The sequence below is a fragment of the Amphritea sp. 1_MG-2023 genome (assembly GCF_030547545.1).
Classification (GTDB): Bacteria; Pseudomonadota; Gammaproteobacteria; order Pseudomonadales; family Balneatricaceae; genus Amphritea.
The window spans coordinates 15840-29249 of the sequence record NZ_JAUOQE010000016.1 but is presented as its reverse complement, the minus strand read 5'-3'; the positions used below and the strand labels follow the sequence as shown (position 1 = coordinate 29249).

Here is a 13410-nt window from a genome sequence, read left to right as displayed (position 1 = left end):
CGCTATCTCACAATATCAAAACTTAAAAACGATAGGTCGCTTGTAAAGCAAAAATATGCCAATGCTTCTTCAACGTTCCGGTATCGGGGTTATCTTGCTCGGCCGCCCAACCAGTACCTTCTACATTATGTAGCTCGGCACGAAACAACCAATCAGAATTAGGCTGCCAACCAACCCCTAAGACAATATCCTTACTATAAAAATCATACGCTTTTTTGCCAAATAACTGACTATTCAACTTACCTTGAGGATCATTACCATCGAGCATCAGGTGATCATAACGCAGCAACAGATCCCATTGAGAATTCACCCGATACTGTAGCTGTAGATAATAAGACTCCAACGGTGTTTTAGGGCGTAGCGAGAAAATCCCGCCTAGCTCGGTCCAGTCAATATCATGCACCATATATTCACCGGTGAGACTCCAATGCTCGGTATTGTACTGTGCCGACAACATCGCCACATTGAGCTTAAGATCCCCTTCGTTAAACTCATACGGCCATGAGCCACCAGCGGGTTCATATCCCAACCGATATTCGGCCAGTGTTGTCCCGATACGTACTCGCCCGCCATCCGAATTGAAGATCACCCGCCCCATCACCCCCTCAGAATCGTCGAATTTACCGGCGGCATCCATGGAAAGATAGGCATATTCAACATTGGTATCCGTTTGCGGACTGCCATACAGCAGATCGATATCAAGCCAACCACTGGGCACCGATATAGAACCATATAAAATCGCACCGTCGATCGATAACTCTAGGTCACGCGCCTGATCAAAATAAATAGATTGCGGTAACATGATACCGGGCCGAGTAAAGGCTACATCGCGAGTTTCATTGTAAAAACCAAAAGGCACTTTGAGTCGCCCGATTCGCACTCCAAACGCCTGTTCGACAGAGTCAGTAAAACGGTAATCTAGCAAAGCATAATCGAGCTTAGGCTCACCATTATCGATCTCCCCCGCCTGACGCGACATCAACTGAACCGCCCCACGCAATTTAGGTGTAAAGCGGTAAGCGGCGTTTAAGCCGATTTCATGGAAATCAAACGAGCCATTGTCACTACTTTCACCATAGACATTATTATCATCGGTATAGAAAAAACCCTGAGTAACGAAGCCATTCACCGACAAATTTTCATCGAAGTCATTGGCATAACTGATCGAAGCGATCAAACTCAAACCTGAGAACAGCACAGCGGAGATATAATTAAAATTCATCGATCACCCTCACTTTCTCAAGGTTAAGCTTAAACGAATCATCGATATAGCCTATTGCTCCCTTAGTGCGACTGATTTTTTGATACATTTCATCCATGGTATCCACCTGTTCAGGTTCAGTGCCTGCGCCAGTAAAAATCTGACGATCCCATTTATTTCGTAACTGATAAGGAAAAATTTGCAGTTGCTGTTTGACGAACAGGCTATGCAGAGGGTGTCTATCGGGCAACACAAAGACTCGTACTGGCCGCCCATCAGGCCAACGAGTCACGCGCATTGAAAATACGGCAAACAGAAAATTTCTATTGAGCGTTTGTTCTTTAACGTCTTGAGAGACGATCACTGAATGCGAAACAGCTTTCTCGGCAGAAAGACTCAGTACGACAACGAAGAGCAGCGATATCCTTATCAACCAAACCATTAAAATGATTACCTATCAAATCATTAAGATAATGAGTATATACGAAGCTCATTAGACAAAGAATGATCTATCACAAAAATTTGGCTATTTTGATGCACAGAGGGCATGAGAAAAACAGAGAAAAGCAAGAAAAGTGGCGTCCCATAGGGGGTTCGAACCCCTGTTACCGCCGTGAAAGGGCGGTGTCCTAGACCACTAGACGAATGGGACGCATATTGATGAACATATATTGGAGCGGAATATCGGGCTCGAACCGACGACCTGAACCTTGGCAAGGTTCCGCTCTACCAACTGAGCTAATTCCGCGTTACAAAAGGTGGCGTCCCATAGGGGGTTCGAACCCCTGTTACCGCCGTGAAAGGGCGGTGTCCTAGGCCACTAGACGAATGGGACAAAACAGTTTGTATCTCCTCGTCATCAGAGGAGGCGCGTATATTAATGACTAACCCTGCCATCGTCAAGCAAAAAAACCATAAAAAACACATTCAATTGAAACAAAGACAACACCCACGAAAAACGTTAAAGACGCTGACGTCGATAGCCACTTTCGGTAGCATCAAGCAGACAAGCGGACACAGAAAAACATTGAGATAAGTCTAAACAGACATCTCAAAAAATGACTACAAAGAAGGCAACAATAGCAGTATTAGAAAGAGCAAGTAATTAGAGAGAGTAGTCAGAGAAAATGATGCAAAGAAACAAAGAAGATATAATGAAATGGAGCGGAATATCGGGCTCGAACCGACGACCTGAACCTTGGCAAGGTTCCGCTCTACCAACTGAGCTAATTCCGCGTCATTAAAAGATGGCGTCCCATAGGGGGTTCGAACCCCTGTTACCGCCGTGAAAGGGCGGTGTCCTGGACCACTAGACGAATGGGACGCTGTGGCTCTGTTTCCAGAAGACGGGGCGTATCTTATTGATATGGCCTGTTTCGGTCAACCCTTTTGTGTCGATTTTGTTATATTTTTCATAATTTTTGGCAAAAAATGCTTCATCACCCCGCACTGACGCAAAACGGCCCATGTGTCATAGCGAAAATGCCTCCTCGACACGCTCAGAACCGATCAATCAATCCTAATTTACAATGGGATAGCGGTACTGAATTTATCCCTTCGCAGAGAGATTAAGGTACGAAATTTACTCAAGTTAGCGTCGGTTGATAAATATTGACGCGTGAAGCGCTCGTAGCTTTCCATATCCTCAACCATCAAGATCAACAAAAAATCGACTTCGCCGGTCACTTGATAACATTGAGTCACTTCAGGCACCGCATCCATCTTGCGCTGAAATGCCGCATAGATATCCAACTGATCGCGCACCATCTCCACTTCGACAATCACATTAATCGCACGCCCCACAAGACGAGGGTTAAGCAGCGCGACTTCCGCCATAATCACGCCCGCCTCTCTTAAACGGCGCACCCGACGCAAACAGGCCGGTGGCGATAAGCCGACCTGTTCGGCCAAGGCTTGATTACTGATTCGACTATCCTGTTGCAGGAGATTGAGAATGCGTCGATCGATGCGATCGATGCGATCGAGATTAAACGACATAAAAACCGCCTGTAAGTTAATTTATGGAAAGTTTTATTAATAATTTCAAAATATTATTTCTTTTTTAGCGTCTTATAAAAAATCATAGGACATAATTCTCATTTAGACTAGCGCTCTATTATCATGCCTTAGCGGAAACACCTTTAATGCGACAGCTATTGAATCAACTACGCCATAGCACGCTCCCTGAACTGACACGGGAGATCTATGAAGTCTGTCGGCTGCTCTTTAAGATCATGATTCCAGTGTTACTGGTGGTAAAACTACTAGAAGAGCTGGGCGCCATTCCTTATATTAGTCGGGCACTAGAGCCCATTATGCAGCTAGTCGGCCTACCCGACTCAATGGGTCTCGTCTGGACCACCACGCTATTAACCAATATCTACGCAGGCATGCTGATCTTTTTCCAGCTCGCCCCGCAGGAACACCTTACGGTCGCTCAAGTCACCGTGCTTAGCAGCATGATGCTCATCGCTCATAGCCTGCCATTAGAACTACGCATCGTACAAAAGGCTGGGGTTAAGTTGATGGTCGCCCTACTCATCCGGCTGCTCTCTGCATTAGTGCTAGGGGCCTTATTACATTACAGCTATCGCTGGGGAGACTGGCTACAACAGCCCGTTGTACTGCTGTGGCAACCCCCCGTGACTGACGACAGCTTATTAAGCTGGGGCCTGAATCAACTGAAAAGCTTCGGGGTTATCATTTTGATCATCGCAGCACTCATGAGCTTACTGCGCTTTCTACGTTGGATTCATATTGAACGATTGATGATCTGGCTGTTACAACCGGTGCTTAAGCTACTGGGTATTAGCACGCAGGCAACCTCATTAACCATTATCGGTGTCACGCTAGGGCTATCGTTTGGCGGCGGCCTATTGATCAGAGAAGCACAGAGTGGCAAGATCAGCGCGAAAGACTGTTTTTCCGCCCTCTGCCTACTCAGCCTCAGTCATAGTATTATCGAAGATACCCTACTGGTGATGACCCTCGGAGCCGACCTTTCCGGTGTGCTTTGGGCGCGTCTCGCGTTTAGTTTTATCTTTGTTGCTATCATGACTCGCTGGCTAAACCGCACCTCAGAACACACTCAACAGCGCTGGCTGCTTCACTCGGTAGCTAAAGATTAAGGACAGCGATATGACGCTCAATAATAGTGAACGACGTACAGGGGTATTATTCGCGCTCTCGGCTTATAGCATGTGGGGGTTATTCCCCATCTATTTTAAAAGCATCCCCTCTGTCAGTCCGCTGGAGATTCTCTCTCACCGGATTGTCTGGTCGGTCATCTTTATGGCTCTGTTCATCCTTGCATCGGGGCGCTGGCAGGTTGTGTCAGAGAATCTTCGTCAAAAGAAATTGCTCGCCTGTCTTAGCGCCTCCGCTATTTTAATCTCCATTAACTGGGGAGTCTTTATCTGGGCCGTCGGTCAGGGACATATACTGGAAACCTCAATGGGCTATTTCATAAACCCACTGGTCAGTCTGCTACTGGGTATGGTTTTTCTCGGCGAGCGACTGAGAAAGGTACAATGGATAGCCATATGCCTAGCGGTAGCCGGTGTTGCCTATCAACTGATACTACTAGGCAGCCTACCCTGGGTGGCATTAGTACTGGCTTGTAGCTTCGGCACCTATGGACTGCTGCGTAAACAAATAGTCATAGATCCATTCTCAGGCTTGTTAATTGAAACCTTGCTGCTCAGTCCCTTTGCCTTGTTCTATCTATTCTGGCTGGCACAGCATGATCAGCTCACCTTTCTGACTGATAACATCACCACATCTTGGCTACTGGTCGCGGCGGGGATTGTCACCAGTCTACCATTGATCTGCTTCGCCGCCGGTGTCAAACGGTTACCCCTCACCATAAATGGGCTACTGATGTATATCACACCCAGTATCACCTTTATTCTGGCTGTCGCTGTTTACGGGGAGCCTATGGATCTGAATCGACTGGTGACCTTTGTGCTAATATGGAGCGGCCTAATTATATTCACCGCAGAAGGGATATGGCGGGTACGACAGGCACCGGTCATCCCTCCTGTGTCCACTGTGACGGTCAACTAGAAGCCCGCGCCACCATTCACTCATAGACGGGCTTAGTGCGTTCTACTTAACATATTAAGTGATACACTGACCTCAAGATTTTGCCACGGCTTGACCTTTTCGCAGTACAGGCAGAGGTCAAGCACAAGGAAATAAGCATCCACCATGAAAATAAGTCAGCAAGAACAAAACCAAGGGATTCTATTCGCGCTCGCGGCTTATAGCATGTGGGGCTTAATCCCCGTTTATTTTAAATTAGTGGATAGCGTCAGTCCTTTTGAGGTCGTAGCGCATCGAGTAATCTGGTCGGTTATTTTTTTAGCTCTGTTTATGGCTGCAACCGGCCGCTGGCAAACACTGTTGGGCAACCTGCGTCAGAAAAAACTGCTCGCGAGTCTGACAGTCTCAGCCATCATTATTTCATTCAATTGGCTGGTGTTTATTTGGGCGGTCGCACAGGAGCGCATCTTAGAAGCCTCTTTGGGCTACTATATCAATCCACTGATCAGCGTCCTGTTAGGCATGATCTTTCTCGGTGAACGGCTGCGCATAGCACAATGGCTGGCCATTTTAATCGCCACAGCCGGTGTCGCCTATCAACTAATCTTACTGGGAAGCCTACCCTGGGTTGCGCTAGCGCTGGCCTTCAGTTTTGGTTTCTATGGTTTATTACGTAAACGTATTGTTGTCGATCCGTTTTGCGGCTTACTGATCGAAACATTAATTCTCAGCCCCATCGCATTGATTTACTTATTCTGGCTGCATCAGCAGGGTCAGTTAACCTTTATCCACAGCGGTAGCACTACCATGTTACTGTTAGCCGCAGCAGGCATCGTCACGAGTCTACCGCTTATTTGCTTCGCCGCCGGAGCCCGTCGCTTAACACTCACCATGAATGGGCTGCTACAATATATCGCGCCGAGTATCGCCTTCTTACTGGCCGTGCTTGTTTATCATGAACCCCTTAATAGTGAGCGCCTGATAACCTTCGCCTGTATTTGGCTCGGTTTAGTTCTCTTTACGGCAGAAAGTCTCTGGCGCAACCGCAAAATCCGCATTAAACCCGTGATAACCTAAGGAAGGTGCGAATAAGTCAATTACGCCTCTGGCCTTCGCGTATCTGGCCATTCTAATGTCCGCAGAGAATATAACGGACTTATTCGCACCTTCCCTAACAAAGATAGCGTATCTAAGCGAATATTCTATTTTGCTTCACTGCAATAGAGTGCAGCTTATTAAAGGCTGCAGCTAACAGACGGCGTTATGCTCACTGACGCAAGGCATCATCGACCGGTGCAGGGCCTTGTTGAACACCGATTTCGATCAATGCTTCATAAAATTGATGAGCTTTTTTTGTATTAAAGCGAAACGTCATTAACCCCATCCAACCCTCTCGAAAAGCCGATGACTCAAATGTCAGGCACAAGGTATCGTCTTTTATAAGATCGATATACAGGTTTGCTATTTTCGGATCATCAGTAGAGATATTGATTTGACGTTTCCCGTATGTATAACAAATTACGCTCTTTCTAGTGACAACTAGGCAACCAGAAAAACTTTCTGCTCGATGCCGATACCGTTTCTTTGGTCCATTAACATGTTTTGCTATAAAGCATCCTCTCATTCCTTCATCGGATACAACAATACCCTCCTGTTCAAGCAATGGGAGCAATCTCTTGGGGACAGAACCAAGTCCAAAGAGTCGATAAAAAAACGTTTTTTTCATTCTTACCCCTTTTTCACCCAATACCGAGTAGCGCTGCAATACGACAGCTACGGCCATTAGTCACTGACTGATGAGCCATGACTCGATGCTGCGCGAGACACTATCCCTGCCCTCAACGTGCCTAAATCATAAGCTTCACACTTAGTGACATTTGCGCGTTAATTCGATTCTTCGCCAAGATGAATTTAATCGTGACGGGTACCCAAAGGGCATGCTAGCGTCACGTGCTACCATCGGCACCTGCAAGTGCCTCATCAGTATTTTCGCTATCTAGCCGCCTTTTATTTGCTGCGCTCTAGTAGATTATTTCGATCAGGCGTATCGCGCCTAGAAGAATAGCCCTAGAAAAACGCCTCACATGGCTCGAAACCCTTTGAGTGTAACACCACCGTAGGGCACTGATGAGCTTGCGAATCGCACCATAGGGTATCATCGTCATAAACCTGATATATCGACCTCATCGCATCCATCACTCTGCCCCATTGATTGTCGGCTACATTAAATCTAAATCCCTTGAAGACCTGACATCGCTGAATATGTTGCATAAGCAACCACCACAGCACCTATGAGCAATACAATCGGCCAGCCGTTAACCATCTTAATCCGGGGTGGTGCCGCGTTGGCAGACATTAACTGCCAACAGCTCAACGCAATTAAGGGTAATGAAAGCAGCAGACCAGTAATCTCGATAGACCACAGCGCTTGATTCATGGGGGTTGGCGAAACAGGAAATAGGGTCAGCAGATCAAGTCCATAAATGATCAAATACGACAGACCCGAGAGCAACGACCAAAGTGGATTTAGCGACTTTCTTAATGCATGTACTCCCCAAACCATCGAACTGATACCCACGACTGTCAGGTAGACATTAAAACTTAATAATACCCATGGCTGAATATGTGAGAAATCGCGTGTTTCAATGGGACCTCCGGGCACTAATGAGATCAAAAAGGCTGAGGACATAAGCAACAGTAGACCAATAGACGTCGAATATTTCATGCTTCACTCCTTAGACTTTGGACAAGGCCTTAAGTACCTCAGCAGATGGGCATGGTGTTTCCTCTAACACAAAGCTAGGTATTAAGGCGTTAACAAAAGGAATAACCAGCCACTCCATCTCTTCGTAATTTGGTCGAGCCTCGATACACAAACTTTCGCCCGCGCCTACTTTGATATGCGACTGTGAAGCAACGCTGCCATGAGCACGAGTTTTAAACAAATGAAAACCAGGGTCGACCTTAAACACCATATACTGATTTTCACCCAATTCTGAGAAGTAGCCTTCTTCGACGCCAACATACGCATTAGCCAACTTGGCCTGTAAGCTATCGGTTCTATAAATAACAACTTCTCCCGCCGCCTGCTCATTAGCCGACTTGAATTGCGGTAAGTACTTTGGGTTTGAACTGGCGCACCCGACTAGAGTGATGGTTAGCGCTATAACAGAGATACCTAGACGTTTCATAACTGACTCCTAAATGAATGTATTGCCTAGCCAATCAGTCACGCAAAGGCGTGACCGAAGTAGGCGAAAATCATTGTTATCAATGCAGGCCTAGGAATCGTCCAAGCTTATAAAATTATACAAAAAGAAAGTGAATAGTAGGAATCGGGACATTCACAATGGCAATCAGGATTTATGCTAGTTATTGTTATTAAAAGACTTCTTATACTGAGAAGGCGTCATACCTGTATTTTTACGAAACGCGGTGTAAAACGCAGACTTCGAATTAAATCCCGCATTCATGGCTAAATCCAGCACCGTACTATCAGATTTTTCAGCCATTAAGCGCTGAACTTCGAGAACGCGATAACGATTGATGAAATCAAAGAAGTTCTGATTCGCCTGCTGATTGATCACCTGCGATAAATAGTTCACTGAAACGCCCATGACTTCCGCTAACTTAGGCAGGGACAAGGTGTTATCGGTAAAAAGTTTTTGATCTGACATCCGTTGTTCTAATTGCTGAAACAAGCCGATCGACATACTGTTTGAGAGAGGTGAGTTCAGATAGCGTTGAGGCTTCTGTTTGACAACGACATTAACCTCCGTTGTCGTGTCATCAAAACCATCAGCGCGATCTTCTGCGCTAGCATGCTCTTGCTTTAGCATCAATGAAACCGGCTGAGGTTGACGCAAACCCAAAATACTCATGCCATAAATCAGCACCACCATACTCAAACCTAGGGCGGTATCTAGCCAGTACTCCACCCATTCGCTGTAAGCGATAAACTCATCTGCTAACCATATAAAGTAAACCGCCAACGTCCCTATCAATAAATTACGTAACCAGTACACATTGATTTTTTCAACGTTGGCGAAGCGTTGCAGTAGCAAGCGCTGATGTACGAGCGTCAACTGAATCGATAAGACAAGGTAAGCGGTAATGTGGAATATGGTTAGAATTAACTCTATCTCTCCCAGCAGCACAGACCACATCATCATGAAACCTGATGTATCTGAATCTCCCAGCAAGACCTTAGTCTGCCACTCAGGGCTTAAAAACAGTAATGGCCAGGTAACCAACAGATGTAAGATGACTGGTGCAAAATGCCACCATTGCTTGCCTTGCAAACGATATTGATTAGGCTGAGTTAACTCTCGTGTATAAAAGTAAATTAACACCCCGTAGAGAAACTCTTTTGGCCACAACAAAGTACGAACATAGATAAATGCGTCTGTTAGACCGGCCATATCTAAAAAGTAATCAAACAACGCACAAGCAAACACCAAGGTGTAACAGCCCAAATATCGGTTTGCACGCTGCGGTCCCGACTTATTCGCAAATAACGCCCCCACCAGAAAAACACCGTGAGCCGCCCCGAGTAAGAAGAGAACAGGAATCAGTGAAAAGCTACTCGTCATACAATCAGCAACCTATGGAAAACAGGCCATCGTATCACCACAATAGAGGCCTCTTTAGCTAATGGCACATAACGCCTTATTAAGCAGTGAGTTTAGACTTGCTCTAATCTAAATTAAAGCGGCGCTGCATTAAAGGGGCTCTGCTCGCATTGATTGACACTTCCCTAATGCCGTTAAATCAATGCCTGTATTCGAGTGGGTTTAATCGTGACGAGTAGCCAAAGGGCATGCTAGCGTCACTCGCTACCATAAGCATGTGCATCGCTATCGAGTCTCCTTTTATTTGCTGCGCCCTAGGGGTTGTGTCGAACGGGTATATCGCGCCTAGCAGAACGCCCTTAGAAAAGCGCCCTACATGACTCGAAACCCATTTTTTATAACACCACCGTAGGGTGCTGATGAGCTTGCGAATCGCACCATCAGGGTATCGTCGTCATGACGTCTGATATATTGAACTCATCACATCAATCACTCTGCCCCATTTAGCCGCCTTTTTTTGCTGTGGCCTAGAGGTTTGTTTCGATCGAGCAGATCTCGCCTCAAGGCTCTATCAAGGCATTTTGTGAGATCGACATAAACGGCTCAAATAGATAGCTAATGACGGTGCGTGAACCAACTAATATTGACACCTGTACACGCACACCGGGTATCAAGCGAAACGCTTGCGCACCACGAATAAACTCATAGGAGTCGGGCTTTACTCTAACTTTATAAAATGGCATACCATCATTATCCACCATTCGGTCGGCGCTCACCGATACCACTTCACCGGTGATGGGCTGAAAGCCCCTGGCGGTGCCTGACATTAATTCCATCCGTACTTGATGACCGACCCGCACTAACCCCACATCGCCTACCGGCAAGCGCGTTTCGATTACCAAGGGATCATCAATGGGGACAAGATTCATTAAGGTACCGCCGGGCTTCACCACCACGCCTGGCCCTAAGACATTAAGGTTTAAGACCGTGCCATCGGAAGGTGCCATCACGATTAGACGATCTTGTGTGTCGGTGAGTTTCAAACGCTGATCTTTCAGCTCTTCGAGTTCCATTTGTGCTTCGGAATACTCAGTTTCTAACGTTTCCACTTCGGTTGAACGAAACGATTCAAGCTCTGACTGCGCAGCACGGATGGATGCCTCGGCGCTCTGTTTAGTCGAACGAATTTCTGCCACCGAGCCGGTGAGCGAACGCTCCTCTTGCAGCAGATTTAACTGCTCATACTTGGTGACGAGCCCGTCTTTAAGCAAGGCGTTATTAATGCTGACTTGCTCTCTGAGTAGACGCAGTTTTTGGTTAAGGTGTAACTCCCTCGACTTCAACTCCCTTAACTCAGCCTCTCGCTGCTCGATCAATCTCAACAGTCGATCCTGAGTCGAACGATAACGATCAAAGGCGGCAGTGAGAATCTGATTGGCGTTATCGACCTGTTGCGCATCTTGCGATGAATATCCCTTAGGTACTAACAACGAGGCTTCACCGGCAAGCTGAGCGCGGATTCTCATCAGGCGAATTTCAAGCGAACGGATACGCTTTTCCACGACGCCTAAATCCGCTTCGGAGGCAACCCGTTTTAGCTCGACTAGCGGCTGCCCCTTTTCGACTCGCTGCCCTTCTGACACAAGAATAGCATGAACAATACCCCCCTCTAGGTGCTGAATGGGCTTAGTCAGGGTGGCGGGTATTACTTCACCTACCGACCGACTTGCCATATCGAGAGTAAAAAAGGAGACCCACAGGCCTAATACCAATAGCAGTATACTCAAGCCCCAGATATGTAACCGACTGGAAAAAATACTGGCGATATTCTCAGGGTCATGATCCGGCGCAAAGTAGGCTTTTAGCCGATGTGCGAATGAATTAAACAACGTCATTTTTAACATGGGTGCTCATTCAGCCTCAGGGTTGAGTTGATCTGCATGAATAACCGTCGGCTGAGGCTTTTTATCAAGATCGATCATAAAGTTTGCCGCTTTAATGATGAACGGCTCATTCGTCATCACAATCACGGTTTTACCCGCTTTGACTAAGCGATTAAGAATATTGGCTATCGCAATACAGCCTTGACTATCTAACGCTTCTGTCGGATCGTCGAAGATGACAACTTGTCCATCGATAAGCAGTGCGCGAGCTAAGGTAATACGCCTTCTAACCCCCATCGAGAGTGATGCGCCATTGGCATACAGCGGCATGCTCAGTCCCTCTTTACTGTTTTGTAAAAAAGTCCCCAAACCCACTTCCTGCATAACCTCGACTAATCGAACATCATCAATATCACTGCCCATGGTCAGGTTTTCTCTGAGAGAGCCATCGAGAAACGCCGGTTCCTGCGGAAAGTAGCTTAATTGCCGACTCCACCACAGCTGAGAGGCCTGCCTTAGATCCATGTCATCAATTTTAATTCGCCCGCGTGCCGGCTCGAGCAAACCACTTAACAAGCGCGCAAAGGTGGTTTTACCGGCACCATTACCGCCTTTAAATACCAAAACGGTACCCGGCGGCTGACTGAAATCGAGTGATTCGAATAACGGTACCGGTTGACCTGCATAGGCGAAGGCAAGATCTTCAAAGGCGATATGCCCTTGCACATGGGTCAAGCTCATTCCCTCTTCACTTTGCCTTGGCAATCGCGCTAACTGACCGAGTAATTCGAGCGACCGCAGGCCTCGTTTTACAGGTTCGATCAACTGCATCACTCTATTGAGTTGTCCAATCGCGCGAGAGCCTAAGATACTCGCACCAATCAATGAGCCAACATCAAGATTTCCGGCTAGCACTTCCCGAGAACCTAAACCGAAAATGACAATACTGCCGAGTGCCGCACTGATGACGCCAATCGTACCAATATGCCCCTGCAACCCCGCCACCATGCCTCTAAAGCGAGTCACCTCTTGAACATTGTCATCCCACTTGGTACTAATTAGTTGCTGAGCGGGGAAAGCTCGCGTTAATTCTGAACTAGAACAGAGGCCATTTTGTAACCGCCCCCAAGAGACGACTGACTTAATCAGGCCTTTGGAGGGATCATCAATGGCGTTATAAAGCAGCCAAGTCAGTGCGGCAATGATCAGTATCAATAACAACACACCAACACCAATCGTGGGACTCAAGAGAAAAACAAACAGCACAAAAATCAAGCCAAAAGGCCCATCAACCAGCGATAACAGGTTTTGTGGGCCAAACGACATCTGCACGGTATTGAGCCCACTCAAGGCCTCACGTCTCGCCTCGGCGGGAAGGTTTTCAAAGGGCATATAACGACTCGTGGTGATGGCATGCATAGCCACTTCAGCCATTTGCTTGTCGGATTTACGACACAACCACTTAACCACATTATGCCGCGCACCGCGCAAAAATACTTCGAGCCCAATTGCAATTAATGCACCGAAGGTTAAGGTGATCAGCGTCTCATCGATACCCAAGGCGAGATAGCGATTCAACACCTGAATACTATAGAGCGATGACACTAACCCCAGCATGTTGATCATCAAAGATACAACGAGCACTTCAATAGCAAGGCGCCTCTCCTGAGTGAGACGCCGGTAAAACTCCTTCATTTAAGCTCCAATTAAA

Annotated in this window: 12 protein-coding genes and 5 tRNA genes; 3 read left to right on the top strand and 14 right to left on the bottom strand. The window is 46.8% G+C overall.

The features are described from left to right. Positions 1–22: 22 nt before the first annotated feature. The 8 genes from Q4488_RS10105 to Q4488_RS10070 all read right to left on the bottom strand — a co-directional run bounded on the left by Q4488_RS10105 (position 23) and on the right by Q4488_RS10070 (position 3199). The gene (locus Q4488_RS10105) at positions 23–1222 is read right to left on the bottom strand and encodes a hypothetical protein (protein WP_303580344.1); all 1200 of its coding nucleotides are present in this window, start codon (positions 1220–1222) and stop codon (positions 23–25) included. Next, positions 1212–1643 (bottom strand): hypothetical protein, encoded by a 432-nt coding sequence (locus Q4488_RS10100; protein ID WP_303580343.1) that lies wholly within the window; start codon positions 1641–1643, stop codon positions 1212–1214. The genes Q4488_RS10105 and Q4488_RS10100 overlap by 11 nt, the downstream gene beginning before the upstream one ends. Positions 1644–1777: 134 nt before the next feature. After that, positions 1778–1853, bottom strand: a tRNA-Glu gene (locus Q4488_RS10095). A gap of 20 nt (positions 1854–1873) precedes the next feature. Next, a tRNA-Gly gene (locus Q4488_RS10090) sits at positions 1874–1949 on the bottom strand. A gap of 11 nt (positions 1950–1960) precedes the next feature. Next, positions 1961–2036: transfer RNA gene (locus Q4488_RS10085), tRNA-Glu, on the bottom strand. Positions 2037–2361: 325 nt separating this feature from the next. Then, positions 2362–2437, bottom strand: a tRNA-Gly gene (locus tag Q4488_RS10080). 12 nt (positions 2438–2449) lie between these two features. Then, positions 2450–2525 (bottom strand) — tRNA-Glu (locus tag Q4488_RS10075). A gap of 200 nt (positions 2526–2725) precedes the next feature. After that, positions 2726–3199, bottom strand: a complete 474-nt coding sequence (locus tag Q4488_RS10070) for an Lrp/AsnC family transcriptional regulator (RefSeq protein WP_303580342.1) — start codon at positions 3197–3199, stop codon at positions 2726–2728. Between the two features lie 146 nt (positions 3200–3345). On the opposite strand from Q4488_RS10070, the gene Q4488_RS10065 reads away from it, so the two are divergent. From Q4488_RS10065 to rarD (Q4488_RS10055), 3 genes are all read left to right on the top strand, one after another. After that, positions 3346–4329, top strand: a complete 984-nt coding sequence (locus Q4488_RS10065) for a nucleoside recognition domain-containing protein (RefSeq protein ID WP_303580341.1) — start codon at positions 3346–3348, stop codon at positions 4327–4329. Between the two features lie 10 nt (positions 4330–4339). Next, the gene (gene rarD / locus Q4488_RS10060) at positions 4340–5266 is read left to right on the top strand and encodes an EamA family transporter RarD (protein ID WP_303580340.1); all 927 of its coding nucleotides are present in this window, start codon (positions 4340–4342) and stop codon (positions 5264–5266) included. 144 nt (positions 5267–5410) lie between these two features. Then, positions 5411–6322 (top strand): EamA family transporter RarD, encoded by a 912-nt coding sequence (rarD, locus tag Q4488_RS10055; RefSeq protein ID WP_303580339.1) that lies wholly within the window; start codon positions 5411–5413, stop codon positions 6320–6322. 190 nt (positions 6323–6512) lie between these two features. Here the strand turns inward: rarD (Q4488_RS10055) and Q4488_RS10050 are convergent, their stop codons facing one another. From Q4488_RS10050 to Q4488_RS10025, 6 genes are all read right to left on the bottom strand, one after another. Continuing rightward, the gene (locus Q4488_RS10050) at positions 6513–6971 is read right to left on the bottom strand and encodes a hypothetical protein (RefSeq protein ID WP_303580338.1); all 459 of its coding nucleotides are present in this window, start codon (positions 6969–6971) and stop codon (positions 6513–6515) included. A gap of 504 nt (positions 6972–7475) precedes the next feature. Beyond that, positions 7476–7970: a hypothetical protein gene (locus tag Q4488_RS10045; protein WP_303580337.1), complete on the bottom strand. Its 495-nt coding sequence runs from the start codon at positions 7968–7970 to the stop codon at positions 7476–7478. A gap of 10 nt (positions 7971–7980) precedes the next feature. After that, positions 7981–8436 (bottom strand): hypothetical protein, encoded by a 456-nt coding sequence (locus Q4488_RS10040; protein WP_303580336.1) that lies wholly within the window; start codon positions 8434–8436, stop codon positions 7981–7983. Between the two features lie 177 nt (positions 8437–8613). Beyond that, on the bottom strand, positions 8614–9837 hold the full coding sequence (locus Q4488_RS10035; protein ID WP_303580335.1) for a helix-turn-helix domain-containing protein: 1224 nt from the start codon (positions 9835–9837) through the stop codon (positions 8614–8616). Positions 9838–10376: 539 nt separating this feature from the next. After that, positions 10377–11720, bottom strand: coding sequence for an HlyD family type I secretion periplasmic adaptor subunit (locus Q4488_RS10030; protein WP_303580334.1), 1344 nt, complete (start codon positions 11718–11720; stop codon positions 10377–10379). Between the two features lie 6 nt (positions 11721–11726). Then, positions 11727–13394 (bottom strand): ATP-binding cassette domain-containing protein, encoded by a 1668-nt coding sequence (locus tag Q4488_RS10025; RefSeq protein WP_303580333.1) that lies wholly within the window; start codon positions 13392–13394, stop codon positions 11727–11729. Positions 13395–13410: the final 16 nt, after the last annotated feature.

Excerpts from the sequence above, each read along its gene's own strand:
- Q4488_RS10030 (WP_303580334.1), bottom strand. The coding sequence starts at position 11,720 with ATGTTAAAAATGACGTTGTTTAATTCATTCGCACATCGGCTAAAAGCC.
- Q4488_RS10025 (WP_303580333.1), bottom strand. The coding sequence starts at position 13,394 with ATGAAGGAGTTTTACCGGCGTCTCACTCAGGAGAGGCGCCTTGCTATT.
- rarD (WP_303580339.1), top strand. The coding sequence starts at position 5,411 with ATGAAAATAAGTCAGCAAGAACAAAACCAAGGGATTCTATTCGCGCTC.
- Q4488_RS10035 (WP_303580335.1), bottom strand. The coding sequence starts at position 9,837 with ATGACGAGTAGCTTTTCACTGATTCCTGTTCTCTTCTTACTCGGGGCG.
- Q4488_RS10100 (WP_303580343.1), bottom strand. The coding sequence starts at position 1,643 with ATGGTTTGGTTGATAAGGATATCGCTGCTCTTCGTTGTCGTACTGAGT.
- Q4488_RS10040 (WP_303580336.1), bottom strand. The coding sequence starts at position 8,436 with ATGAAACGTCTAGGTATCTCTGTTATAGCGCTAACCATCACTCTAGTC.
- rarD (WP_303580340.1), top strand. The coding sequence starts at position 4,340 with ATGACGCTCAATAATAGTGAACGACGTACAGGGGTATTATTCGCGCTC.
- Q4488_RS10050 (WP_303580338.1), bottom strand. The coding sequence starts at position 6,971 with ATGAAAAAAACGTTTTTTTATCGACTCTTTGGACTTGGTTCTGTCCCC.
- Q4488_RS10105 (WP_303580344.1), bottom strand. The coding sequence starts at position 1,222 with ATGAATTTTAATTATATCTCCGCTGTGCTGTTCTCAGGTTTGAGTTTG.
- Q4488_RS10045 (WP_303580337.1), bottom strand. The coding sequence starts at position 7,970 with ATGAAATATTCGACGTCTATTGGTCTACTGTTGCTTATGTCCTCAGCC.
- Q4488_RS10065 (WP_303580341.1), top strand. The coding sequence starts at position 3,346 with ATGCGACAGCTATTGAATCAACTACGCCATAGCACGCTCCCTGAACTG.
- Q4488_RS10070 (WP_303580342.1), bottom strand. The coding sequence starts at position 3,199 with ATGTCGTTTAATCTCGATCGCATCGATCGCATCGATCGACGCATTCTC.